The following is a 23,984-nucleotide window of genomic DNA, read 5'->3' on the forward strand; positions in this document are numbered from 1 at the left end:
CTTCAGCCGCGATGAACTGATGACATGAATCACACTCGATCCCGGTTCCGCGGTCCGGTCACCGCCGCGGTCGCGCTGTGCGCGGCTGTCACGATGCTCTTCGCGGGGCATGCATCGGCGGCTCCGACACAGGTGCCGGTGAAGCCGGCCTTGCCGTTCCCGATCCCGCCGACGCTCCCTGAATTCGACCCGTTCTACAAGCCGCCGCAGAAGGTCGTCGACTCCAAGAAGCCGGGGGAGCTGATCGCCGCACGTCGGGTGCACTTGGCGTACACCGCGGTCCTGCCCATCAACATCGACGCCTGGCAGGTGTCGTTCCGGTCGACGGACACGAAGGGGCGGGCGATCCCGTCGGTCGCGACGGTGATGAAGCCGCGTGGGCGCGCACAACGTCCTCGACCGCTGCTGTCATTCCAGCAAGCCGAAGACTCGCTCGGCCAGTACTGCAGGCCGTCGTACCTCATGCAGCTGGCCTCGCTGGGGCCGCTCGCGGGGTCGTCGGAGACGTCGAGCCTGATGTACGTCCCGATTGCGGCAGCCGAACTCGGTTGGGCTGTTGTCATCCCGGACACGCAAGGGCCGAAACAGGCGTTCGGTGCAGGGCCGCTCGAAGGAATGATCTCGCTCGACGCGATTCGTGCGGCGGAGAACTTCAAACCGATGGGCCTGAACCCGAACACGAAAGTCGGGCTGGCCGGATATTCGGGCGGTGCGCTCGCGACCGGCCACGCGGCTGAACTCCACGGTTCCTACGCTCCCGAGCTGAACATCGTCGGCGTCGCCGAAGGCGGCATCCCTGCCGACGTCGGTGCGGCCCTCAAGATGTCTCGGGGCACCCTCGGAGGCGGAATCATCCCGGCGGGCGCCATCGGCGCGGCACGCGAGTATCCCGAACTCGCCCAACTGTTCAGGCGATACCTCAAGCCGGAAGGGCGAGCGTTCGTCGCGGCCAAGGAGAACCTCTGCCAGGTTCCCACTGCGATGGTGCTTCCGTTCGCGAATTTCGAAGGCATGTTCATGATCCCCAACGCGCTCAGCGACCCGCGAGCCGTGTCGGTGATGAACAAGATCAAGATGGGCAAGGCGACTCCGAAGGCGCCCATGTTCATGATCCAGTCGACCAACGACTGGCTGATCCCTCGTCCGTCGGTGGACAAGCTGGTCAAGACGTACTGCCTCGATCCGTCGGCGAACGTCCAGTACCTGCGGGATCACTTCTCCGAACACATAACTCTGGACGTCTTCTATGCACCGCTCATGATCAAGTTCCTGAAGGATCGTTTCAACGGCGAACCGTTGAACTCCGGTTGCCATACGAAGGACGCGGGGACCATTCTCGCCGCTTCGGAACTGTGGTCGACGTTGCTTCCGCTCGTCGCTCCCACGATCCTGGACCTCCTCGGAAAGCCGGTCGGACGGTGAACCGACTCCGCCGTGCACTCGGGGGTGGACGTGTCGCCGCACGTCAGGTTCTGGTTCTGCAGCGGGCCGGACTGATCGATCTGCGCCGTCCGACGGAGATCGTGTTCGCCGCCTCGTCGACGCGCACGTACGGACCCGTGGCGGGCCCGGTTCGGCTCTCGTCGCGGCGAGATCCGGACAACGTCGCCGTCATCGATGCGACTGGATCGATCACCTACCGAGAACTCGACCTCCGCACCGATGCCCTCGCGCGCGAATGGTCCGCGTCGGGTATCGGTGTCGGATCAGTCGTCGCAGTGATGTGCCGGGACCACCGCGGTCTGATCGAAGCGCTGATCGTCGGCGCCAAGGTCGGCGCTCGCGTGGTTTTGATGAACACCGGGTTCGGCCGAGCGCAGTTCACCGATGTCGCGTTGAGGGAGGGAGTCGACGCGATCGTGTTCGACGACGAGTTCGCCGAAACCGTCGCCGACAGCCTCGGCACGGTGCGGCGGCTCTCGCTCGAGGCGTCCGTCGAGTCGAGGAGCGGCGAGGCGCTCGCACCGCCGTCCGCTCAGGGTGGGTTCGTGATCTTGACCGGTGGGACCACGGGTACGCCGAAAGGTGTTCCTCGGCGGGTCGAGTCCCCGCTCGCCGCGGCGCAGTTCCTCGACAAGGTTCCACTCCGACGTGGCGGCGTGACACTGCTGTGCGCGCCTCTGTTCCATGGCACGGCGCTCTCGCAGCTCATCTTGTCCATGGCGCTCGGGTGCACCGTGGTTCTGCATGGTCGCTTCGACGCGGCAAGAGCAGTCGCGCAGATCGAACGGCACCGAGCCTATGCGGTGGTCGTCGTTCCGACGATGCTGCGGCGCATACTCGACCTCGGTGACGCTCTCGACGACGTCGACACGTCGAGCCTGCGTGTGGTGTTCTCTGCCGGAGCCGCACTTCCCACGTCGCTCGGTGACGAGTGCATCCGACGCCTCGGACCGGTGATCCACAACTTCTACGGGTGCACCGAGACCGGCACCGCGACGATCGCGACGCCGGACGACTGGGTGGCGGAACCGGGAACAGTCGGGCGGCCGCCCCTGGGAATCACCGTCCACCTGTACAGCGAGGGGCGAATCGTCACAGAACCCGGTGTCACCGGCACGGTCCACGTCGGCAACACGATCTCATTCACCGGGTACTCCGGTGGCGGCGGGAAGTCGATCATCGACGGTCTGATGAGCACAGGCGACGTCGGGCACTGGAGTGCAGACGGGCGTCTCTTCATCGACGGGCGCGACGACGACATGATCGTGTCGGGCGGCGAGAACGTGTTCCCCGGCGAGATCGAGGACTACCTGTACACGCATCCCCGGATAACCGAGGCCGCCGTGATCGGAGTCTCGGACGAGGAGTTCGGGCAGCGGCTGTCGGCCTTCGTCGTCGCGGACGGGTCGGTGGACGAAGCACAGGTGAAGACGTACGTGCGAGACGGCCTGGCCAGGTTCAAAGCGCCGCGCGACGTGCATTTCGTCGATGACCTCCCACGCACGGCGACCGGCAAGACCGATCGCGCCGCACTGGCGCTCGCCGCTGAACGGACCGCGATCAGATCGCGTACTCGAAGACTGTGAGCATGTAGGCGCCGAACCAGGCGGACGCGAGAGTCGCGCCGATCGCGGACGAGACGAAGGCGGTCCGCGATGCACCGGCAAGTCGGACAGCCACCGGCAAGAGGATCACGAATGCGGGGAGCAACAGCCGAGCGCGCGACTGCATCAACCCGCTCGACAGCAGGACCGACGACATCACGAGCACGGCGTAGACGAGCACCGGCCACGGGAGACGGTCGACGAACGACCACGCCAGGAGTATCAACGACGCGATGATCAGCAGGCAGGTCGCGATAGAGACGAAGTCGGCCGCGCCGGTCAGGTTGTCGTAGAGGAAGTTCCCGGTGGCACGACCGCCGTCGAAGCGGGTGTCCCAGCCGGAAGTCTGAATGGTGAACCAGCCGGTGGGGGAGCCCGTCTTGGCCCACACCACGCACAGGTAGCCGATGTACCCCAGCGGTGCGAGAACGCCTGCGATCCAGGCGCGGGTGCCGTCGCGGCGAGCGAGCACGGCTGCGAGCATCACCACGAACACGACGGCGATGCCCGTCGGACGAACGAGTCCGACGGCCAGGGCGCTGAATCCGGCGAGCAGCCACCTCTCCTCGAGGACTCCGACGAGCGCCCACGCGGTGAGGGCGCAGAACAGCGCCTCGGTGTACGTCATCGACAGGACGATCCCCATCGGGGCGGCCGCGAACAGGATCACCAGCATCAACCCGGCGCGACGGGCCACGGCTTCGGACGCCTGCGGTCGCATGCGGCGAGCGCACACGGTGCCGAGGCGGTTGATGCCCACCGCAGCCACAACGCCGATCACCACGTTGACGATCAGGCCGGCCGCGAACGGCGACACGAAAGGGACCTGCGAGATCAGCCCGACCAGGCCTGGATAACCGGGGAAGAAGGCGTAAGCAGTTGTCGCCGTGTGTATTCCGTTGGCGTCCGTACCGGTCACGGGGACGCCGTCGTACCCGAACTCCGCGATGTCGAGCATCCACGTGCCGTCCCACTTGGTCAGCAGACCCCGCAGGCCCATCTCTCGGATGTCGCCGAACCAGGCCAACACCAATACGCTGATCACCCGGATCGCCAGGTAGACGGTGACGGCTGTCCATGCCGGAGTCCAGTGGAACGTCGAGAGTCGAGAGCGGAGGGCGGAAGTCATCGCGGTTGATCCTACGGACAGGTAGCGGACGTCACACAGGCGTGCGTAGCCTGCGCGGGGGTCACACCAGGCCGGTAGGGTGGACCACTGACCGATTGAACAGATCCGAGTTCAGCTCGAGAGAAAACCTGAGGAAGGTGCACACGTGGCACTGGTCGTCCAGAAGTACGGTGGCTCGTCCGTGTCGGATGCCGAGCGCATTCGCCGCGTCGCAGAGCGGATCGTGGAGACCAAGCGCGCGGGCAACGACGTGGTCGTGGTCGCTTCGGCGATGGGGGACACAACCGACGAGCTGCTCGACCTGGCGGAGCAGGTGAACCCGAACCCGCCGCAGCGCGAGATGGACATGCTGCTGACGTCCGGCGAGCGCATCTCGAACGCGCTTCTGGCGATGGCCATCGAAGCGCTCGGTGAAGAGGCACGCTCGTTCACCGGTTCGCAGGCCGGCGTCATCACGACGTCCAGCCACGGCAAGGCCAAGATCATCGACGTGACGCCCGGTCGCGTCCGGAGCGCGCTCGACGAGGGCACCATCGTGCTCGTCGCCGGCTTCCAGGGCGTCTCGCAGGACACCAAGGACGTCACCACCCTCGGCCGTGGCGGTTCGGACACCACCGCCGTCGCGCTCGCCGCGGCCCTCGAAGCGGACGTCTGCGAGATCTACACCGACGTCGACGGCATCTACACGTCGGACCCGCGCATCGTGCCGAACGCGCGCCGCCTCGACAAGATCTCCTTCGAGGAGATGCTCGAGATGGCAGCCTGCGGCGCGAAGGTTCTGATGCTCCGGTGCGTGGAATACGCGCGCCGCTACAACGTTCCGGTACATGTGCGCTCGTCGTACTCGACCAACACGGGCACCATCGTGTCCGGCTCGATGGAGGACATTCCTGTGGAAGAAGCCATTCTCACCGGTGTTGCGCACGATCGCAGCGAAGCTCAGGTCACCGTGGTCGGCATCGAAGACAAGCCCGGGTACGCCGCCAAGGTGTTCCGCGCCGTCGCCGACGCCGAGATCAACATCGACATGGTCCTGCAGGGCGTGTCGAAGATCGACACCGGCAAGACCGACATCACCTTCACGCTGCCGAAGGAACTCGGCGCTCTCGCCGTCGAAGAGCTGGGCAAGCTCCGTGACGAGCTCGGCTTCGCCGAGGTGAACCTCGACGACCACATCGGGAAGGTCTCGCTCGTCGGCGCCGGCATGAAGAGCCACCCCGGCGTCACCGCCACGTTCTGCGAGTCGCTGAGCGACGCCGGCATCAACATCGAACTGATCTCCACCTCGGAGATCCGCATCTCGGTCCTCGTCCGCGACGACGACCTCGACAACGCCGTCCGAGTGCTGCACGAAGCGTTCGAACTCGGCACCGACGAAGAAGCCGTCGTCTACGCGGGAACGGGTCGCTGACATGGGACTGAAAGTAGGAGTCGTCGGCGCGACCGGTCAGGTCGGCGCCGTGATGCGCGAGATCCTCGCGGAGCGCAACTTCCCCATCGACGAGATCCGGTTCTTCGCGTCCGAGCGCTCGGCAGGCACCACACTGCCGTGGGGCGACGGCGAGATCGTCGTCGAAGACGCCGCGACCGCCGACCCCAGCGGGCTCGACGTCGCGCTGTTCTCGGCAGGCGCCACCATGTCGCGTGTTCAGGCGCCGCGTTTCGCGGCCGCCGGAGTCACCGTCATCGACAACTCGTCGGCGTGGCGCAAGGACGAGGACGTCCCGCTGGTCGTCTCCGAGGTCAACGGCGAACTCGCGCAGAACCCGCCCAAGGGCATCATCGCGAACCCGAACTGCACCACGATGGCCGCGATGCCGGTCCTCAAGCCGCTGCACGACGCGAAGGGTCTGCGTCGCCTGGTGATCTCCAGCTACCAGGCAGTGTCCGGAAGCGGACTCGCAGGCGTCGCCGAACTCGCAGGCCAAGTCCGCAAGGGTATCGACGACGCGGAGAAGCTCGTCCACGACGGCAAGGCCGTCGACCTCGGCGAGCCGGACAAGTACGTCGCGCCGATCGCATTCAACGTGATCGCGCTCGCCGGCTCGATCGTCGACGACGGTTCGGGCGAGACCGACGAGGACCAGAAGCTCCGCAACGAGTCGCGCAAGATCCTCGGTCTGCCCGACCTGCTCGTCAGCGGCACCTGCGTGCGTGTGCCGGTCTTCACCGGCCACTCGTTGTCGATCAACGCAGAGTTCGACGAGGCGATCACCCCCGACGAGGCGCGCGCCATCTTGGTCGACGCCGCAGGCGTGCAGCTCGCTGACGTGCCCACCCCGCTCGACGCGGCAGGTGGCGACGTGTCGTTGGTCGGCCGCATCCGCCAGGATCCGGGCGCCCCGGACGGCAAGGGACTGGCACTCTTCGTCTCGGGCGACAACCTGCGCAAGGGCGCCGCACTCAACACGGTGCAGATCGCAGAACTGTTGGTCTGATCTAAGACTCGTCGATGCCCGCGTCACCGCATGGTGACGCGGGCATCGCTGTTCTCAGAACGTGGCGGGGCTCTCGTATCGCATGGCTGGTACTCCCCGTTACATGTTTCGACCAGTTGTGCACTAGATTGCTCCTCATGAGAAATTCTCGGGGAAACGTCTCATTGAAGACGGGCCGCTTCGGCGGCCGATGGGTCCGTTCATTCACCGCTGTTGCAGCAACTGTCGTGGCGGCCACCGGCCTCGTGTCGGTTGCACCTCAAACAGCCGACGCGGCACGGAACTTCTATGTTCCGCCGTCCACGTTCGACACGACGCCGGGGTCGGTGATCAGGACGCAGCCGAGCTCGCTGCTCCTGCAGATCCCGGGAGTCAAGAATCAGTGGCCGGGCACGGCGACACGGATCATGTACACGTCGACCCTGCAGAACGGTGAGCCGACCGCAGTCACCGGTACCGTCGTCGAGCCGACCGCTCGTTGGCAGGGCAAGGGCGTTCGCCCGACCGTCGTCATCGGACCCGGCACCGTCGGCCAGGGCGATCAGTGCGCGGGATCGAAGCTGATGAGCTTCCCTCTCGCGATCGACCCGACCAAGCCGAGCATCGCCGTCAACTACACCGCGCTCGAGATGAACTTGATGCTGCTCAACGGTGTCCGTGTGGTCATCACCGACTACGTCGGCCTCGGCACCCCGGGCATCCACACCTACGTGAACCGCCTCGAGTCCGGACGCGCCATGCTCGACGCCGCTCGCGCAGGCCTCAAGGTCGCGAACGCTCCGAAGGACGCGCCGGTCGGCTTCACCGGCTACTCGCAGGGCGGCGGCGCGGCTGCGTCTGCGGCAGAGCTCGCGTCGACGTACGGATCGGGTCTCAACGTCAAGGGCACCTACGCCGGCGCTCCGCCTGCCGACCTGTCCAAGGTGATCACCAAGATCGATGGCACCTTCATCGCCGGAGCGATCGGTTACGCGATCAACGGCCTCGAGGCCCGCTATCCGGCCCTCGCACCCGTCTTGAAGAAGGAGACGAACGCCCAGGGCAAGCGAGTCCTGCACGATGTCGCGACGCAGTGCATCGGCGACACCGGCCTCTCCTTCGGATTCCAGCGGACCACCGGCTGGACCCGCCGCGGCGAGTCGCTGGCGTCGGTCATCAACCGCTACCCCGAGGTCAAAGCGATGCTCGACGACCAGCGCATCGGCCGCCTCAAGCCGAATGCGCCGGTCCTGATCTCGACCGGCATCAACGACGACGTGATCCCGACCGGCCAGGTGGTGCAGCTGTACCGCGACTGGAAGGCTCAGGGCGCCGACGTGCACCTCGAGCGTGACTACACCCCGCCGATCTTCCCGGGACTCGTCGTCAACCACGCACTGCCGATGGTGTTCAAGCTCCTCCCCGCGACGAGCTTCCTCCTGTCGTCGTTCAACGACTGACGGTTCGCCTCCGCTCCTTGAGTAGACCGCGTCCCCTGCTCCTTGAGCCTGCGTCCCGCTGCGCCTTGAGCGAGCCTTGCCCCCTGCTCCTTGAGCGAGCAGGGGGAAGGCGGCTCGAGGCGCAGGGGAAAGGCATGGTGACGACTGTGCCGACTTCTCCTCACGTTGAGGAGAAGTCGTGACTCGGGCACTCAGGACATGATCAACTGATCGAATGAAGGGTTTCACGCGTATCGCGGCGCTCGTCTCAGCAGCCGCCCTGTGTCTCGGCGCAGTCGGCGCCACCGCAACGGCCGAGCCAGACGGAGGGCGTCCGCCCGGGGTCGCCACCGACTGGACGTCGTTGATGCACGGGGATGCGGCGTCGACCGACAGCACAGCACTCCGCGGTCCGGGACGCAACGGACGACTGTTGGCGTCGAGCACCCCGGGCGGAGTGTGTGCGGCGACCTTCGTCGGCACCGACGGGTACCCGGTCTCCCTCTGTACTGCGTACATCGCAGGCAGCCCGCCCCAGGTGGCGACACCAGTCGTCACACTCTTCGACCCGAAGACCGCGGCGGTGCTCGCAAAGCTGCCGCTCACGAAGGGCGGACTGCTCGGCGGTGTCTACGGCTACCTCGACGAGAAGAACCGAGTGGTCGTGGCGGACGGCAGCGGAGCCGTTCTGCACGTCGGTCATCATCGGACCTCGCGCGGATGGAAGCTCACCGTCGACAAGCGCGTCGACATCAAACGGCACCTGCGCGGCGACGGCGTGACCGGACTCGCCCCCGACTTCCAGGGCCGAACGTGGTTCGCCACCACCCACGGTGTGGTCGGCACCATCGCGCCGGACGGACGGGTCGGATCCACCCACCTGCCGAAGGGCGAGGATCTGGGCAACGGTCTGAGCATTCGTCGGACCGGAGCGTCGATCCTCACCACCCACGCGCTCTACGAGATGCGAGCCGGCGCCGACGGCGTCCCGACGACAGTGTGGCGTCGCGCCTACGAGCGCGGTCAAGCACGCAGGCCGGGCCAGTTGACGTGGGGTTCGGGCACCACACCCACCTACTTCGGCCTGAACGGCGACGGCTGGGTCGCCATCGTCGACAACGCCGCGATCCCGAAGCTCTGGATTCTGGACAGCGACACCGGCGCACCCGTCTGCTCGCTCCGCGCGTTCACGTCCAGTCCGCAGGGGACCGAGAACTCGCCGATGGCGTGGGGCAACAGCGTCGTCGTCCCGAGCACGTACGGATTCGCGTATCCGCCGATGGCGGTCACCGGACCGAGCCGGCCGGGGGCCGCGCCGTTCCGCGGCGGCATGACCCGGATCGACGTCGTCGACGGAACCTGCAAGCGAGTGTGGGAGACCCGCACCGACCGCATGGCGACGTTGCCCCGACTGTCGCGCGCCGACGGACTCATCCACGGTCTGGCATACGGTCCGTACCGCGGTGGTCCGCAACAACTTGGTCCAGTCGACTACGTCGGCATCAGCTTCGCGACCGGCAAGCGGATCGTCACGCGCAAGGTGGGCGACGCGCCGCTCGACGAGCCGATGCAGTTGACCGGCATGATCGGGCCCGGAGGAATCCTGTGGCAGGGCACCGTCACGCGGATGCTGAAGGTCGGCGGATAGTCACTGTGGAACGATCGACGCATGACAGTGCCCAACGGCGACGCCGATCATCCCTCGAAGGAGCCTGACCCGGATCGTATTCCGACGCAGGCCGAACTCGACGCCGAGGACATGGCGGAGATCGCTCGCAAGTCGAAGGACAGCGAGCATCGTGATCGGTACCCGGCCAGGCCGACTGACCCCGGCGTCCCGCCGCTCGCTCTCACGCGTGACGCGCGGGTCGCCTGGCTGATCGCCGGCGCCGCGTGCCTGGTGTGGGTGATCTACGGGTTCGCGCATGTCTCGGACATCACGGATCTGCTCGCCGACCGACTGCGTCCGGGCCTGGAGAAGGTGCCCGACGTCGATCCCGCGGAGAAGGCGAAGTCGATGGCGGCGTTCTGGCCGCCCGCATTCCTCATCGGTATCCCGGTGCTGATGGCGCTCACGTGGCCCATGCTCGTGGCTATCGCCACCAAGCACAGCCGGAACCTGCGGAACGTCTACATGTCGACGCTCGTCGTCCTGCTGTTGTTCGTGCCCGTGTGTGCTGACCTGCTCTTCAACTACCCGGGCTCGCCGCGGTGGGTCTGGGCGATGGCGTGGGTGCAGTTCGGCTTCTTGATCCTGTCGATTCTGATGACGCTCCGGAGCAGCGTCGGACAATGGCTTCCACCGTCGATGCGCGTGCGGCCCATGCGCGTCGCACGCGGCGGGTAGGTTGGGATTCGGTCCCGCGCACATCGGCGTGCGACGACACCGAAAGCTAGGAGAGACAGATGACTGTGACGCCCGTGTACCGAGTTTCGTCGACTTCCCGCGGCGGTGGTCGTGACGGCGAGGTGGTGTCCGACTCCGGTCGCATCGACCTGACTCTCGCTCCGCCGGTCGAGATGGGCGGCAACGGCGACGGCAGCAACCCCGAGGAGCTGTTCTCGGCCGGATGGGCCGCCTGTTTCATGGGCGCTCTTCGCCTGGTCTCGAAGAACGCGGGCGTCGCCGTGCCCGAGGGAACCGAGGTCCGTGTGACCGTCGGCATCGGCAAGGACGACGCCGACGACGGTTTCGGATTGACCGGCGACATCGACGTGTACCTGCCGGGCCTCGACACCGCCCAGGCCAACGAACTCGCTCTCGCCGCACACGGCTTCTGCCCGTACTCGAAGGCCACTCGCGGCAACATCGTGAGCACTGTCACGTCTCGTGTGTGACGCACGTCCGCGGGTGTGACGCGCGTCGCGCCCGCGGACCGGTAGCGTGATCGAGTGTGAACACGTGGGCATGCGCAACAGGTATCGGACTCTTGGCGACGACGCTCGCCACCATCGCATTCGTCGTCTATCGACAGCGTGAGTCGACGATTCTCAAGCGCGACGCCGAACTCGCCCAGACGCTGCGTGATCTCGCGGCGGGCGACCCGGTCCGTCTCGCCGCTGTCGACGAGTTCGAGACGGCCGTCTACAAGCGCCTGTTCTACACGGCCGAGGTCGGCCCCAAGGTTCGCAGTGCCGCGTGGGCTCTGCTCGGTGCAGTGCTGGCCGGATTCGGGGCACTGGCCCTCGACTCGCTCGACGGCACGGTCCCGATGATCATGTGGGGTGTGGTCCTCGCAGTTACGGTCATCTTCGTGCTCAGTGCATTGGCCTTCGCCGCACTGGCTCTCTACGCCGCAGCGACCACGCCGCGCGTCACCTTCGTCGACGTGGACGCGTCGGACGAGGAATGACCTCGCAGCGGGGAGCACTCCGATCACGCCCGCTCATCGCGGGCGGAGTTCTCCTCGCCGTCGCGGCCCTGGTCGCATCCTCTGTCACGGTCGACCCGACGTCGCCCGGCATCACGTCGGCACCCGACACTCCGGCGGTGACCGTCGTCGACGACCCTTCCGTTCCTTCATCCGTGCTCGTGAGTCGGACGCTGTTCGACTCGGCGTCCACGGCGGTCGTGCTGTCCGCGAATGCCGGCGACTCCGAGCGACGCAAAGCGATCGATGTGGCGTCGGCGAACAAGATCCCGGTGCTTCAGATCGACGATGCCGGACCCGCACCGGTGGCCGCCGAGTTGTCCAGGCTCGACGTCGATCAGGTGATAGGAATCGGTCCCGGCTTGCCGGACCTCGGCGTTCCTGCCGCAGACTCGGAGTCGGCCACCGGGGCGATCCCCTCCGCGACGGCGACCGCCGACCGCCTCGTCCTGGTAGCGGGCGGCGTCGACGCGCTCGCCACCGCCGAAGCGGCCGGCGTCACCGCCGTGGGTGTGCCGATCGCGGATCCACGGTCGTCGGGAGAAGCCGTAGCCGCGTTGAAGGAAGACCCGGACCGTCCGGTCCTGGCGATCGGAGCGTTCGGGAACGAGAAGACCGCAGGCGACCGGATCGCCGCGGCGCGGACCGTCCCCGAGTTGCCGGGCGGCGGACAGATCGTCTTCCCCGGCCGTCGGATGGTGGCGCTGTACGGCTCGCCCGGCGGTGCGGATCTCGGGCCGCTGGGTGCTCAAGGGATCGACGCATCGATCCGGCGGATACGTCGTGTCGCCGAGCCGTATCAGCGGTTGTCGGTCGAGACGATAGTGCCCGCATTCGAGATCATCGTGACCGTCGCTTCAGCCGATCCCGGATACCAGGGCAAGTACACGAACATCATCGACCCCGAGGCGATCCGGCCGTGGATCGACGCGGCAGGCAGAGCCGGCGTCTACGTGACCCTCGACCTCCAGCCGGGTCGCATGGATTTTCTGACGCAGGCCAAGATGTACCGCGACCTGTTGAAGGAACCGCACGTGGGACTGGCTCTCGACCCCGAGTGGCGTCTCAAGCCCAAACAGGTCCACCTGACTCAGATCGGGTCCGTCGACCCCGCTGAGGTCAACAAGACCGCCGACTGGCTCGCCGACCTCGTACGGACGGAGAACCTGCCACAGAAGGTGTTCGTCCTTCACCAGTTCGATGCGGACATGCTCGGCGATCGGAGCCTGCTCGACACATCGCATCCCGAACTCGCGACAGTCATCCATGCAGACGGTCACGGCACTCCGACGGTCAAGCGCGCCACCTACGAGCGGATCGTCGACGGTCTGCCGCCAAACGTCTGGTTGGGGTGGAAGAACTTCTATAAGGAGGACAAGCCGATGTTCTCGCCGCGACAGACTCTCCGTGTGCGGCCCGAGCCCTGGTTCATCTCCTACCAGTGACGGCACCTGACCCGGTGCACTCAGGTTCACCTGGTGACCTCGCGAGGACAGAAATCGATTGACTATCGATAGACATCGATCGATAATCGATGCATGGAAAGACTCACAACCCTCGTCTACTGGCCGTCGAAGGCGGCCCTGGCGCTCCTGTTCGTCGGGGTCACCGTGCTGCAGACCCTCTCCTTTCCCGGGAAGTTCCGGTACATGCAGAGCATCGGGGAGATGACCGTGGGCGAGCGGTGGACCGCCACTGCTCTCGTCGCCTACGAATTCCTCTGCCTGCAGGTGGTGCTCGTCGCGATCTGGGTCCTGCTCGGCCGGATCCGCCGCGACCGCATCTTCGACGAGTCGTCGTTTCGCTGGGTGGACGCCATCATCTGGGCGATCGTCGGAGCGGCGCTGCTCCCCGCGGGCCTGCTGGTCGCGCTGGCGCTGTTCGGCGCCCTGGACGACCCCGGGCTGCCGTTCCTGCTGACGATGGTCACTCTCGGGGGCCTTGTCCTGGCACTGCTCATGCTCGTGATGCGGTCGCTGCTGCGACAGGCCACCACGCTGCGCTCGGACATGGACGAGGTGATCTGACGTGCCGATCGTCGTCCGCATCGACGTGGAACTCGCGCGACGGAAGATGGGCGTCGCCGAGTTCGCCGACGCGGTAGGGCTCACGCCGGCCAACGTCGCCGTGCTCAAGAACGGGCGTGCCAAGGCGATCCGGTTCTCCACCCTCGACGCGATCTGCCGTGTGCTCGAATGTCAGCCGGGGGACATCCTCCAGTGGGTCGACGAATAGGGTCCCGTCGATCCCGGAAACCTCTCCTGGCCAGGCGATTTAATAGTTCATGCATGCTCGTTGTAGGCTGTATCAGGCTGCACACGGGGTGTGGCGCAGCTTGGTAGCGCGCTTCGTTCGGGACGAAGAGGTCGTGGGTTCGAATCCCGCCACCCCGACGCTAGGTTGAGATAGCAGTTTGAGGCCCTGGCCGGAGAAATCCGGTCGGGGCCTCACTCGTTTCTTCGACAGTGAACGTTGGCGACGATTTCCGGTCCCACGCCGGAAATCGTCGCCGACGTTGGCATGCAGTCAGGCGGTGGAGACGGCGTCGTCCACCGGTAGACCCGCATAGACGGCCACGGGGACGCCCTCGATGCGATGAACGCGCACCGTGGTGCCGAAGATGCTCGAAAGCAGCTCGGAGTCCATGATCTCGTCCGGCGTGCCGGAGGCGACGATCGTGCCCTTCTCGAGGACGACGATCCGATCGGCGTATGCGGCGGCGAAGTTGAGGTCGTGGACGACGACGATGATCGTCTTGCCCAAGCTGTCGGCGGTGCGGCGGAGCTGGTCCATCATCCGCACCTGATGCCGCATGTCGAGATTGTTGAGCGGCTCGTCGAGCAGGATCACGTCGGTGTCCTGGGCGAGGGTCATCGCGACGTAGGCGCGCTGACGCTGTCCGCCGGACAGTTCGTCGAGGAAACGATCGGCGAGTTCGTCGAGATTGAGGAACGAGATGGCGGCGGCGATCTTGGTCTCGTCCTCGGTCGTCAATCGGCCGCGGCTGTGCGGAAAACGACCGAAGGCGACCAGATCGCGGACGGAGAGCCGCGCGTTCACCGAGTTCTCCTGCCGGAGGATCGCGAGCCTGCGTGCGAGCTCAGTCGTCTTGTACTTGCCGATCGGCACCCCATCGAGCGTCGCCTCACCCGACGTCGAGTCGAGGAGTCTGCCGAGAATTGTCAGCAGGGTCGACTTGCCTGCCCCGTTCGGCCCGACGAGTGCCGTCACACCGCCGCGTGGGAACTCGCCGGACACCGGTCCGAGGACCGTGGTTTCCGCGTACTTCTTGGTGAGGTCGGAGAACTCGATCACGATGACTTCCTCAGTAGTAGGACGGCGAGGAACACGATGCCGCCGACGAACTCGATCAGCACGGTCAGCTGACCGCTCGCGTAGAAGATGTTGTGGAGCACGAACTGTCCGGCGGCGAGCATCGTGACGCCGATGAGGAAGGCCATCGGCAGCGTCGCGCGGTGCCGCCAGTCGCCTGCGAACTCGTACGCGAGCGTCGCGACGATGAACCCGAAGAACGTCAGGGGGCCGACGAGTGCCGTCGACACCGACACGAGCAGTGCGATCAGGACCAACGCGAGGGTCAGTTCGCGTTTGTGGTCGACGCCGAGGCCCGTCGCCGACTCGCGCCCGAGCAGGACGACGTCGTACACGTGTCTGCGCCGCCAGACGATCACGCCGACTACCAGGCAGATCAACGCTGCGATGGGCAGCAGGTCGACGTTGACCGATCCGAGACGGCCGAAGAGTTTGATCGAAAGCGCGTCGAAGTCGGTCGGCGACAGCAGTCGCTGCAGGAACTCGGAGACCGCGCGGAACGCGAGGCCGATCACGACACCGGCGAGGAGCAGCAGGAACAGGCTGGAGAAGCGCCCCGAGAACAACCAGCGGTAGAGCACGGCGGCGAACAGCACCATCGTCAGCGTCTGGAACAGGAACTGCGGCACCGTGTCGGAGTTGTCGACGAACTTGGCGCCGACGACTGCGACACCGACCGTCTGGATGAGCACGTACAGCGAGTCGAGCCCGATGATCGACGGCGTGAGAATCCGGTTGTGGGTCACCGTGTGGAACAGCACGGTGGCGACCGCCTGGCAGTACGCGGCCAGCAGGATCGCAGCGACGGTTCGGAGACGCCGCTGGAACGAACTGTTCCCGAATCGGAAGTCCCAGCGCAGGACGTCGTCGGCACCGGTGCGCAACATCAGGTACAAGCAGACGGCGGCGACAGCGAGAACACCGGCCACGACGAGACGTGACTTCCAGCCGAAGCGGCTCGACGCAGTCGTCACAGCGGGTGCGGCGGTGGCGTCAGAGAGCGACACTGGTCCTCCTCGAGAAGATCAGGGCGAGGAACACGACGGCGCCGATCACGCCCATCACGACAGAGGTGGGGATCTCCATGGGGCGGACGACAACACGCCCGATGAGGTCACAACCGATGATGAGAACTGTGGAGAGCAGCGCGATCGCCGGCAGGTTCGACCGCAGGTCGTCGCCGCGGACGGCGCTGACCATGTTCGGGACGATCAGGCCGAGGAACGGGATGAACCCGACCACCACACTGGTGACACCCGAGGCGAGTGCCACCATGGCGACACCGAGCCCGACGGTCGCACCGTAGTTCAACCCGAGGCTCGTGGCGACGTCTTTGCCGAGCCCCGCGATCGTGAAGTAGTTCGCGAGCGCGTACGACGCGACGGCGATCACCAGGACCGCCCACAACGGTTCGTAGAAGCCGCGGACGATGTGCGAGAAGCCGCCGGACCGCCACGCGACAACCGCCTGAAGCAGGTTGTTCTGGATTGCGAGGAGCGTGGACGCGGAGGCGACGACGGCGCCGAGCATGAGACCGACGAGAGGCACGATGGCGGACCGCCGTGCTCGGATGCGGTTGATGATGCCGAGGAAGATCAGCGTTCCGACGAGTGCCGTGGCCGAGGCTACGAGCATGCGGACCAGCGGCGGGGCGCCTGGAATCCAGAGGAGACAGGCCAGGACGCCGAGCCCGGCCCATTCGGCGGTTCCGGCGGTCGTCGGCTCCACGAACCTGTTCTGAGTCAGGCGCTGCATGATGACGCCGGAGAAGCTCATGGCGATGCCCGCGAGGATCAGCGCGAGGGTCCGGGGGACGCGCGAGATGAAGAACATCCGCCACATCTCGCTGTCTCCGGTGGCCAGGCCGCCGACGGTGATCCGGTACTCGCCGATCATCAGCGAGCCCACGACCAGGGCCGCGGTCGCGGTGATCAGCGCGGGCATGGCGAAACGCCTCACCGGCGACACCGATGTGGGTGTCGCCGGTGAGGCGGTGTCAGACGTGGTGACCACAGGACTACTTCTGGCCGCCCATGGTCTTGGCGATCGTGTCGTAGTTCTCGCCGTAGCACTGGATGCCTTCACGCAGGTAGAAACCCGGGTCGAGGTAGACGATCTGGTTCTTCGTCGTGAACTCGGTGTTCTTGAACGCGTCCTGTGCGGCGAACACCGCAGAAGCCGGCTGCGGCTTGGAACCGTCCTCCGGCTCGACTGCGGCATCACGGTCCATCACGATGACCCACTGCGGATTGGCCTGGGCGATCGCCTCGGGAGTCAGACCCGAGTTCTGATGGTGGTCGCCGCCCTGACCTGCGAAGACGTCCTTGAGATTGAGGGGCTCGGTGAGCGGGCTCATGCGCTTGGCGCCATTGTCGATCTTGCCGCCGTTGACGATCGACAGGAACACCGTCTGGCCGTTCGTCGCCTTCTCGGCCGCGTCGAGCTTGGCGTTGAAGTCGGCGATGATCTGCTTGGCCTGATCCTCCTTGCCGAAGATCTTGCCGAGGGTCTCGGTCTGGGCGATCATCGCGGCGACGCGACCGTTCGGTGCGTCATCGCTTGCGGAGATGTCGATGAAGGCGCCGTCGGACTCGTCGGCGATCTTCTTGAGTTCGGCTTCATGCTTCGAGAAGCGGTAGCCGCCGATGATCAGGTCGGGCTGGACGTCGGCGATGACGTCGAACTTCGGCTCCGAGTGGACGCCGACGTCCTTGATGTCGTTGTCGTCGATCCATTCGCCGAGGTGCTGCTTCGAGTACAGCTGCTTGGGAATTGCGACGGGCGTGACGCCGAACGCCTTGAGCGTCTCGGCACTCGTGTTGTCGAGCGCGACGACGCGGGTCGGGTTGACGGGGACGTCGACGTCGCCCTTATTGGTGCTGACGGTGATCGTCTCGCCGGAGGCGGACGCCTCGTCGGCGGTGGTCGAGCACGCGCTGAGTGCGAGGCTTCCTGCGAGTACCACTGCTGCCGCGGTCGCGGCAGTGCGCATTCTCGTGAACTTCATGAATCTTCCTCCGGGCGTTAAAGGTAACGCAAACCTAACATAGTGTAGGTTTACCAACTCGCCCGGCCGAGAATCAGCTGGTCACGACCTCCAGGCTCGGCAGTGTGAGATCGATGTCGACATCGCCGCCGCCGTTCGGGACCGCAGTGAGGGTGAGAAGAGTGGCTTCAGGCCTGCAACTGAATCGAGCAGGAGCGTACGGCGATGTGCCCAGGCCGGCGCTGACGTGCAGTGCCATCGACGCTCCCCAACGTGACAGGCCCTTCACGCGCGAGCGGTCGATGTGGCAGTTGGTCACCAAAGCTCCGTAGCCCGGCACGCACAGCTGCCCGCCGTGAGTGTGCCCCGCCATCACGAGGTCGTAGCCGTCGTCGGCGAACGCGTCGAGGACACGCGGCTCGGGGGAGTGGGTGAGGCCGAGACGCAATTGGGCGAGCGGGTTCGGGCGGCCCGCGATCGTCTCGTAACGGTCGCGCTCGATGTGTGGATCGTCCACACCCGCCGACGCGATGCGCACCCCTGCCACTTCGAGTTCGCGGACTGCGTGGGTCGCGTCGAGCCATCCCCGTTCGGTGAACGCCGCACGGAGGTCCTGCCACGGCAGCGGCTCTCCGTGTGTGCGCTTGTGATCCTTCTTGAAGTACTTGAACGGATTCTTCGGTTTGGGGCCGAAGTAGTCGTTCGACCCGAACACGAAGAGCCCGGGTCGCGACAGGAGTCCGCCGAGCGACTGGACGACCGCCGGCACCGCGTTCGGGTGTGCGAGATTGTCGCCGGTGTTGACGACGAGGTCGGGTTCGAGCGAGTCGAGCTCGGAGATCCACGCCTGCTTGAGGTGCTGATTCGGCATCATGTGGATGTCGCTGATGTGCAACACCCGCAATGACGACGATCCCGGTTCGAGGATCGGCGCAGTCACATGACGGAGAGCGAACGCGTTGCGCTCGATCACTGTCGAATAGACGAGGCCTGCGGCGGCGGCGCCTGCCGCACCCGCGGCGAGACGGGCCACGCGGGACGAGGAATCGGAACCGGGGAGCATGCGTCCACGATACGCGCGCCGTCTGCCGGGGCGTGCCTCGTCAGTCCTAGCTCACTCGTCGGGGACCTCGATCACGACCGGCCCGACGCCGGGCACCTCGACAGTCTTCTCGATCATCTTCTCGCCGTTGCGTCCGCGCGGCCCCGTGGACGGCCCACGGCCGTTGCTCACGTAGACGGCGATCGTGCTGCCGGGCATCGCGCTGTCGGACGGTGCGGTGAACACGACGGTGCCCTTCGGGCGTCCGCTGTCGACTTCGAGCTCGTTCACCTTGAAGCCGGCCTCCTGCAGGCGGGCGGTCGCTTGGCTCACCGGCAGGCCGCTCACCTGTGGAATCCGGCCGCGGTCGGAACCTGCAACGAACTGCGGGTCGACAGGCGGCATCGCGACAGGTCCGAACTTCTGCGCGATCGGCAGGATCGCGTTCATCCACGTGCGGGCCGGTTCATAGCCGCCGTACACGTCGCCGTCGTAGCACTGGCGCAGCGGCGCGGTGCAGATTCCGGCAGGCGTCGGTCCGTCGTTGTAGACATACGATGCTGCGGCCATCTGGTTGGTGAAACCGAGGAACGCTGCCGAGCGGTGCGCCTCCGTTGTTCCGGTCTTGCCCGACAGCGGAAGGTTCCATCCGGTCGAGCGTGCGGCCTGTGCTGACGTGCCGATACCGCGGTCGTCCTCGCTCATCGCGTTGGCCAAGGTGTTCGCGAGCCCGGCCTCCACGACCTGTTCGCACTTGGGGGCGGTGAACGGAACGGCGGTCAGGGCCGGCTTGCCGTTCTCGTCCATCACCCGGTTGCCGTACTGGTCGCGCTTGGCCTGCTGAATGGAGACGATCGGATTCGGCGGGCACCAGGTGCCGCCGGACGCCAGCGTCGCCGCCACATTCGACAGTTCGAGCGCGTTCACTGCGAAAGGGCCGAGGGTGAACGAACCGAAGTTGCCCTTCTTGATGTAATCGGCCAGCGACTGGTCACCGTTGCCCGACGTTCCTGGAGAGTTGTACGACCGCAGACCGAGTCGGACCGCCATGTCGACCGCGGGCTTCACTCCGACCTGCTGCAGGAGTTGGACGAACGTCGTGTTCGGCGACGTCGCGAGCGCCTGCGTCACCGACGCCTGTGGGGCGTACGCGCCGGCGTTCTTGACGCAGTAGGCGTTCGCGGGGCAACCGTTGGCGCCGTTGCTGTTGCCCATCCCGAAGACCGAGACGCTCGACGGAACGGGCAGTACTGCGCTGGTTCCGAGTCCCTTCTCCATCGCGGCCGCCGTGGTGAACAGCTTGAACACCGAACCGGCGCCGTCGCCGACCATCGAGAACGGCTGGGGCTGGACGGTCTGATCCTTCTTCGCGTCCAGGCCGTAGTTTCGGCTCGACACCATCGAGACCACGTCGTGCGACTGCTTGCCCGGGCGGACGATGCTCATCACGTTGGCGATGCCCTCGGTGTGCGGATCGGCCTGTGCCTGTGCCGCGCGCAGGGCCGACGCCTGGACCGCGGGGTCGAGCGTGGTGCGGATCAGGTACCCGCCGCGCATCACCTGCTGGCGAGAGATTCCGTTGTCCGCGAGGTACTGCAGGACGTAGTCGCAGAAGAATCCGGCGTTGTCGGCGGCGATGCATCCCTGCGTCGGCGTACGTGGCTCGCGAAGCACTCCAAGCGGCTTCTCCTTGGCCGCCGTCAGTTCGGCCCTGCGCTCTGGGAAGTTGTCGATCATGGTGTCCAGCACCAGATTTCGTCGGGCGGTTGTCGCCTTCGGATCGGTGTAGGGATTGAGGCCTGAGCTCGACTGGACCATGCCGGCGAGCATCGCGGCCTGCTCGACCGTCAGTTCTTTGGCAGAGTGGCCGAAATAGGTCTGGGCGGCTGCCTCGATGCCGTAGGCGTTGTTTCCGAACGGGACGACGTTCAGGTACCGCGTGATGATCTGCTTCTTCGCGTCCTGCTTGGCTGCGGCGTCGTCCAGCCCACGGTCGCGTTTGGCCTGGTCGATGAGCGTCTGCTCGAGTGTCAACGCCATACGGACTTCGCGGAGCTTACGGGCGGGCGTGGTCTCGATCGCTGCTTGGCGTTCGGCCTCGGTGCGGGCGAGGACGAGCAGTTGATAGTTCTTGATGTACTGCTGATCGAGAGTGGACGCGCCCTGCTGGACGTCGCCGGACGCCGAGTTCTTCAGCGCCGCTCGGATGGTGCCGCGCCAGTCGACGCCGTCGTGTTCGAGGAATCGTCGATCCTCGATGGAGATGATCGCGCGGATCATGTCCTGCGAGATGTCGTTGTACCCGACCTGATAGCGGTACTGATCGAAGAGCTGCGCGATCGGCTTGCCAGTCGAGTCGGTCACGGTGGTGACCTCCGGCAGGGTGCCGTTCAGCAGTTCCGAGGAACTATTCTCCATCGTCGCCGCAGCTCGATTGGTCAGGACGCCGATTCCGCCGACGACTGGAAACAGGAGGCCCGCAAGCAGGACGCCCGCCATGACGCAGGCGACCGCGAGGCCGGCCAGGTTCGTTGTCTTCCGCACGGTCGCCAGGATACGTGTGCTGTCGAGTACACCCGGGTAGCGACCTGCGGGATCTGCGCCTTACCGGGCCATTGGCGGCTCGACTTGATTTGCGATGGGCGTCTCAATAGGGTGATGGACGTGAGCTACCCCACAATGCGCACAAATGCAGGGTGACGCTCAGCTTGAGATCTTATGCGCGGGTCGAGCGTCGGTCCGTGTCGATGGGTTTGTGAAAGGTGGGATCGCGCAATGACTTTGGCGCCGTTGTCCTCCGGAGATTCGGAAACACGCCTTACCTGGGTATCGCAGGCGCGCTGTCGCGGCGGTAATCCGGACGACCTCTTCGTTCGAGGGGCCGCCCAGCGCAAAGCCGCAACCATCTGCCGGCACTGCCCGGTCCAGATGGAGTGCGGCGCGGACGCGCTCGACAACCGTGTCGAGTTCGGCGTCTGGGGAGGAATGACAGAGCGCCAGCGTCGCGCTCTGCTCCGCCAGCATCCCGAGGTCACCTCGTGGGCGGAGTTCTTCGACGCTCAGCGCCGCCGCCAGCGGATCGGCGCAGTCCCCGACAAGATGTGATGTGACGAGCCCGGCGATCAGATCGCCGGGCTCGCGTGCATCTGCCGCGTGTTCGCCTGTCAGTGACGCGCGAACAGTTCGATCAGCTGGACCTGGAGTTCGCCGACCAGTCCGCCGAGTATAGCTCCGATCGCGATCATCAGCGGTTCGTCGTCCTTGAAGACCGGGCGCATGATCGACTCGTACTCGGCTTCGGTCAGTTCGCTCATCTTCTCGACGATGGTGTTCTCCAGGTCGATGGTGGTGAGTGCGTAGTCGTTGGCGTGAGCGAGAGTGTCGGGAACGTGCGCGAGGACGTCGACGACCACTTTGTCTTTGAGCTCCCGGTACTTCTGCGTGCCGACCGTGAGGCTCACCAGCGGCTTGGCCAACGACACTTGAGAATCGATCGCCGACTCCAACTCACGCGCGACGAGTGCGAACAGCTTGTCCGAGCCCGGACCCTCGAGGATTCCCTGGATGAGGTTCTCCGGCGAGAACAGATCCTCGGCGAGGATCTTCGCGTAGTCGCGGGTGATCTTGTCGCGCTGTGCGTGAAGCAGGCCCTGGAAGCGGATGAAGCCGAGGTACTTCTTCGGGAGCTGAGGCCGGAAGAGCATGTTCAGCGCGATGTAGTCGCTGATGAAGCCGACGCTGAATCCGAAGATCGGCATGATCCACGGGTTTTGGAACAGGGCCCACGCGACCATCTGCACCAGGCCGATGCCGAACCCGAAGTAGATCCCCGAGCGACGGACGAAGCTCATCGCATCCGACGTGACCGTCTTGAGGAGGGTGTTCAGCTTCTCCTTGTTGCGGACCAGAGTCGTGACCGCCAGGTATTGCAGGTCGAGGTACCGCGAGATGTCTGCCCGCATCTCGTCGAACAGCTTCTCGACGACGACGGGCGCCTGCTGCTGAATCCGCGAGTGAACAGCGCGGCGCGCGGCGGACGGCAGACTGTCCCACAGGCCCGGCCGAACCTGTTCGGCGATGTCGCGAGTGATCTCCTCGATGGTCGACGTCAACGGCTCGCGGATCGCCTCGACGGCTTCCTGAGCGTCGAAGCGTTCCAGCAGTTCCTCGGGACGCAGCAGATTGGACGTCAGAAGTTGGATCGTCGTCGCGCCGACTTTGCCGGCCCGACGTGGGACGATGCCCTGCCAGCCGATGGGGCCGACGCCGCGGAACTCGATCGGCTTGAAGATCATCTCGAGCGCCACGATCTTGGTGCTCCAGCCGACGAACGCCGCGATGATCGGCATCGACAGGTAGATCAGCCAGTTCAGACCGAAGTCGTGGGTGATCTCGCTCCACGTCTGAATGGCCACGACGTGTGTCGTCATCTCAGTCGCCGTCTGCCATCGCGGTGGTCCACAGGTCCATGCCCAGTGACGACAGCCGCAGGGTCCGCCGTTCGACGCGCGGTCCGACAGGTCCCACCGACGACGATCTGATGGCCTTGAGCACCATCGTCTCGGCTGCCAGGACCTCGTAGTCGACCTTCAGGTCGGGATCTTCCGGCCCCACCTCGAGCAACCCGAGATTGAGCAGGTTCGTGACGTATGCGGGGACCATCTCGGGCAGCGCGAGATTCGCCGTCCGGCCGATCAACGCGGCGTTCTCCAGCACTGGTGAGCGCGACGATGTTCGACTGATCACGTTGATCAGCGGTGACACCGTGCCGTCGGACAGTGCGCCGACGATCCGAGCTTCGTCGGCGACGAGTTGACCGAGAATGCGGGTGAACAGTTCCAGTCTGCTGGCGGCGGTGCCCTGGTTGAGGGCCTGGTCGAGCAGGCCGTTCATTCGTTCGGTGAGCTGCTGCGCAGGGGCGGGTTCCAGTGCGGCACGCTGCGGTTCGGCCTTGACCGTCTTCTCCGCGGGTGCGTCGTCGGCGGCAGGCGAATCGGGGTCGATCGCGTCGAGTCCGGCTCTGGCGAGCGCCAGGAACTGTTCTTCGGTCCACTCCGCATAACTGAGTGCGGTCCGAGTGATGGACACGGCGGAGCCGAGCAGGGCTCGTGGGTCGAACAGGCTGCTCATGGATCCCCTTTCGTACCGGTCGCCGCTGGGCGCGGTCGCATCAGCGTACTAGTACGGGAGAGGGGTATTGGTCAGTTCTCGGAGCCAAAG

The 23,984-nt window shown here is 65.7% G+C and carries 22 protein-coding genes and 1 tRNA gene; 14 read left to right on the plus strand and 9 right to left on the minus strand.

What is annotated here, in order from left to right:
* Positions 1 to 24: 24 nt before the first annotated feature.
* Together WFK36_RS19390 and WFK36_RS19395 are read left to right on the plus strand one after the other, a co-directional pair.
* Positions 25 to 1,422: a lipase family protein gene (locus tag WFK36_RS19390; RefSeq protein ID WP_336793641.1), complete on the plus strand. Its 1,398-nt coding sequence runs from the start codon at positions 25 to 27 to the stop codon at positions 1,420 to 1,422.
* Entirely contained in the window at positions 1,419 to 3,029 is a 1,611-nt protein-coding gene (locus WFK36_RS19395; protein WP_336793642.1) for an AMP-binding protein, read from the plus strand. Before WFK36_RS19390 ends, WFK36_RS19395 begins: the two co-directional genes overlap by 4 nt.
* On the opposite strand, the gene WFK36_RS19400 is transcribed toward WFK36_RS19395, so the two are convergent.
* Entirely contained in the window at positions 3,004 to 4,176 is a 1,173-nt protein-coding gene (locus WFK36_RS19400) for a hypothetical protein (RefSeq protein WP_336793644.1), read from the minus strand. The two genes, WFK36_RS19395 and WFK36_RS19400, sit on opposite strands and share 26 nt — an antisense overlap.
* Positions 4,177 to 4,321: 145 nt before the next feature.
* Here WFK36_RS19400 and WFK36_RS19405 point away from each other — a divergent pair, with 145 nt between their 5' ends.
* The 11 genes from WFK36_RS19405 to WFK36_RS19455 all read left to right on the plus strand — a co-directional run bounded on the left by WFK36_RS19405 (position 4,322) and on the right by WFK36_RS19455 (position 13,796).
* Positions 4,322 to 5,587 (plus strand): aspartate kinase, encoded by a 1,266-nt coding sequence (locus WFK36_RS19405; RefSeq protein ID WP_008377274.1) that lies wholly within the window; start codon positions 4,322 to 4,324, stop codon positions 5,585 to 5,587.
* A 1-nt stretch (position 5,588) separates the two neighbouring features.
* On the plus strand, positions 5,589 to 6,614 hold the full coding sequence (locus tag WFK36_RS19410; protein ID WP_336793645.1) for an aspartate-semialdehyde dehydrogenase: 1,026 nt from the start codon (positions 5,589 to 5,591) through the stop codon (positions 6,612 to 6,614).
* 137 nt (positions 6,615 to 6,751) lie between these two features.
* Complete coding sequence (locus WFK36_RS19415) at positions 6,752 to 8,053, plus strand: lipase family protein (protein ID WP_336793646.1); 1,302 nt, start codon at positions 6,752 to 6,754, stop codon at positions 8,051 to 8,053.
* Between the two features lie 214 nt (positions 8,054 to 8,267).
* Positions 8,268 to 9,680, plus strand: coding sequence for a hypothetical protein (locus WFK36_RS19420; RefSeq protein WP_336793647.1), 1,413 nt, complete (start codon positions 8,268 to 8,270; stop codon positions 9,678 to 9,680).
* 21 nt (positions 9,681 to 9,701) lie between these two features.
* A complete protein-coding gene (locus tag WFK36_RS19425) occupies positions 9,702 to 10,379 on the plus strand; it encodes a hypothetical protein (protein WP_336793649.1) in 678 nt (225 codons plus the stop codon).
* A 59-nt stretch (positions 10,380 to 10,438) separates the two neighbouring features.
* The gene (locus WFK36_RS19430) at positions 10,439 to 10,870 is read left to right on the plus strand and encodes an organic hydroperoxide resistance protein (protein WP_008377282.1); all 432 of its coding nucleotides are present in this window, start codon (positions 10,439 to 10,441) and stop codon (positions 10,868 to 10,870) included.
* Between the two features lie 56 nt (positions 10,871 to 10,926).
* On the plus strand, positions 10,927 to 11,385 hold the full coding sequence (locus tag WFK36_RS19435) for a hypothetical protein (RefSeq protein WP_040519600.1): 459 nt from the start codon (positions 10,927 to 10,929) through the stop codon (positions 11,383 to 11,385).
* Entirely contained in the window at positions 11,382 to 12,848 is a 1,467-nt protein-coding gene (locus WFK36_RS19440) for a hypothetical protein (protein WP_336793651.1), read from the plus strand. The genes WFK36_RS19435 and WFK36_RS19440 overlap by 4 nt, the downstream gene beginning before the upstream one ends.
* Positions 12,849 to 12,941: 93 nt before the next feature.
* Complete coding sequence (locus WFK36_RS19445; RefSeq protein ID WP_336793652.1) at positions 12,942 to 13,430, plus strand: DUF2975 domain-containing protein; 489 nt, start codon at positions 12,942 to 12,944, stop codon at positions 13,428 to 13,430.
* 1 nt (position 13,431) lies between these two features.
* Positions 13,432 to 13,638: a helix-turn-helix domain-containing protein gene (locus WFK36_RS19450; protein WP_336793653.1), complete on the plus strand. Its 207-nt coding sequence runs from the start codon at positions 13,432 to 13,434 to the stop codon at positions 13,636 to 13,638.
* Between the two features lie 84 nt (positions 13,639 to 13,722).
* Positions 13,723 to 13,796, plus strand: a tRNA-Pro gene (locus WFK36_RS19455).
* 133 nt (positions 13,797 to 13,929) lie between these two features.
* Here WFK36_RS19455 and WFK36_RS19460 read toward each other — a convergent pair.
* The 6 genes from WFK36_RS19460 to WFK36_RS19485 all read right to left on the minus strand — a co-directional run bounded on the left by WFK36_RS19460 (position 13,930) and on the right by WFK36_RS19485 (position 21,263).
* Positions 13,930 to 14,718 carry an iron ABC transporter ATP-binding protein gene (locus WFK36_RS19460; RefSeq protein ID WP_336793654.1) on the minus strand — a complete coding sequence of 263 codons (789 nt, stop codon included), beginning with the start codon at positions 14,716 to 14,718 and terminating at the stop codon, positions 13,930 to 13,932.
* On the minus strand, positions 14,715 to 15,743 hold the full coding sequence (locus WFK36_RS19465; protein ID WP_336793657.1) for an iron chelate uptake ABC transporter family permease subunit: 1,029 nt from the start codon (positions 15,741 to 15,743) through the stop codon (positions 14,715 to 14,717). The genes WFK36_RS19460 and WFK36_RS19465 overlap by 4 nt, the downstream gene beginning before the upstream one ends.
* Positions 15,730 to 16,749, minus strand: coding sequence for an ABC transporter permease (locus tag WFK36_RS19470; RefSeq protein ID WP_336793659.1), 1,020 nt, complete (start codon positions 16,747 to 16,749; stop codon positions 15,730 to 15,732). The genes WFK36_RS19465 and WFK36_RS19470 overlap by 14 nt, the downstream gene beginning before the upstream one ends.
* A 4-nt stretch (positions 16,750 to 16,753) precedes the next feature.
* Positions 16,754 to 17,743: a siderophore ABC transporter substrate-binding protein gene (locus WFK36_RS19475; RefSeq protein WP_336793660.1), complete on the minus strand. Its 990-nt coding sequence runs from the start codon at positions 17,741 to 17,743 to the stop codon at positions 16,754 to 16,756.
* Positions 17,744 to 17,816: 73 nt separating this feature from the next.
* On the minus strand, positions 17,817 to 18,785 hold the full coding sequence (locus WFK36_RS19480; protein WP_336793661.1) for a metallophosphoesterase: 969 nt from the start codon (positions 18,783 to 18,785) through the stop codon (positions 17,817 to 17,819).
* 51 nt (positions 18,786 to 18,836) lie between these two features.
* Positions 18,837 to 21,263 carry a penicillin-binding protein gene (locus WFK36_RS19485; RefSeq protein ID WP_336793786.1) on the minus strand — a complete coding sequence of 809 codons (2,427 nt, stop codon included), beginning with the start codon at positions 21,261 to 21,263 and terminating at the stop codon, positions 18,837 to 18,839.
* Between the two features lie 276 nt (positions 21,264 to 21,539).
* Here WFK36_RS19485 and WFK36_RS19490 point away from each other — a divergent pair, with 276 nt between their 5' ends.
* Positions 21,540 to 21,869 (plus strand): WhiB family transcriptional regulator, encoded by a 330-nt coding sequence (locus tag WFK36_RS19490; RefSeq protein ID WP_008377303.1) that lies wholly within the window; start codon positions 21,540 to 21,542, stop codon positions 21,867 to 21,869.
* A 59-nt stretch (positions 21,870 to 21,928) separates the two neighbouring features.
* Here the strand turns inward: WFK36_RS19490 and WFK36_RS19495 are convergent, their stop codons facing one another.
* Together WFK36_RS19495 and WFK36_RS19500 are read right to left on the minus strand one after the other, a co-directional pair.
* Complete coding sequence (locus WFK36_RS19495; RefSeq protein WP_008377304.1) at positions 21,929 to 23,194, minus strand: DUF445 domain-containing protein; 1,266 nt, start codon at positions 23,192 to 23,194, stop codon at positions 21,929 to 21,931.
* Between the two features lies 1 nt (position 23,195).
* The gene (locus WFK36_RS19500; RefSeq protein WP_336793662.1) at positions 23,196 to 23,894 is read right to left on the minus strand and encodes an Abi-alpha family protein; all 699 of its coding nucleotides are present in this window, start codon (positions 23,892 to 23,894) and stop codon (positions 23,196 to 23,198) included.
* Positions 23,895 to 23,984 lie beyond the last annotated feature (90 nt).

The sequence above is a fragment of the Gordonia malaquae genome, from assembly GCF_037148075.1.
Lineage (GTDB): Bacteria > Actinomycetota > Actinomycetes > Mycobacteriales > Mycobacteriaceae > Gordonia > Gordonia malaquae.

Bases quoted from the DNA above. Each gene is read 5' to 3' on its own strand.
- WFK36_RS19390 (WP_336793641.1), top strand. From the start codon at position 25: ATGAATCACACTCGATCCCGGTTCCGCGGTCCGGTCACCGCCGCGGTC.
- WFK36_RS19400 (WP_336793644.1), bottom strand. From the start codon at position 4,176: ATGACTTCCGCCCTCCGCTCTCGACTCTCGACGTTCCACTGGACTCCG.
- WFK36_RS19410 (WP_336793645.1), top strand. From the start codon at position 5,589: ATGGGACTGAAAGTAGGAGTCGTCGGCGCGACCGGTCAGGTCGGCGCC.
- WFK36_RS19415 (WP_336793646.1), top strand. From the start codon at position 6,752: ATGAGAAATTCTCGGGGAAACGTCTCATTGAAGACGGGCCGCTTCGGC.
- WFK36_RS19420 (WP_336793647.1), top strand. From the start codon at position 8,268: ATGAAGGGTTTCACGCGTATCGCGGCGCTCGTCTCAGCAGCCGCCCTG.
- WFK36_RS19425 (WP_336793649.1), top strand. From the start codon at position 9,702: ATGACAGTGCCCAACGGCGACGCCGATCATCCCTCGAAGGAGCCTGAC.
- WFK36_RS19430 (WP_008377282.1), top strand. From the start codon at position 10,439: ATGACTGTGACGCCCGTGTACCGAGTTTCGTCGACTTCCCGCGGCGGT.
- WFK36_RS19440 (WP_336793651.1), top strand. From the start codon at position 11,382: ATGACCTCGCAGCGGGGAGCACTCCGATCACGCCCGCTCATCGCGGGC.
- WFK36_RS19445 (WP_336793652.1), top strand. From the start codon at position 12,942: ATGGAAAGACTCACAACCCTCGTCTACTGGCCGTCGAAGGCGGCCCTG.
- WFK36_RS19475 (WP_336793660.1), bottom strand. From the start codon at position 17,743: ATGAAGTTCACGAGAATGCGCACTGCCGCGACCGCGGCAGCAGTGGTA.
- WFK36_RS19480 (WP_336793661.1), bottom strand. From the start codon at position 18,785: ATGCTCCCCGGTTCCGATTCCTCGTCCCGCGTGGCCCGTCTCGCCGCG.
- WFK36_RS19485 (WP_336793786.1), bottom strand. From the start codon at position 21,263: ATGGCGGGCGTCCTGCTTGCGGGCCTCCTGTTTCCAGTCGTCGGCGGA.
- WFK36_RS19490 (WP_008377303.1), top strand. From the start codon at position 21,540: ATGACTTTGGCGCCGTTGTCCTCCGGAGATTCGGAAACACGCCTTACC.
- WFK36_RS19495 (WP_008377304.1), bottom strand. From the start codon at position 23,194: ATGACGACACACGTCGTGGCCATTCAGACGTGGAGCGAGATCACCCAC.
- WFK36_RS19500 (WP_336793662.1), bottom strand. From the start codon at position 23,894: ATGAGCAGCCTGTTCGACCCACGAGCCCTGCTCGGCTCCGCCGTGTCC.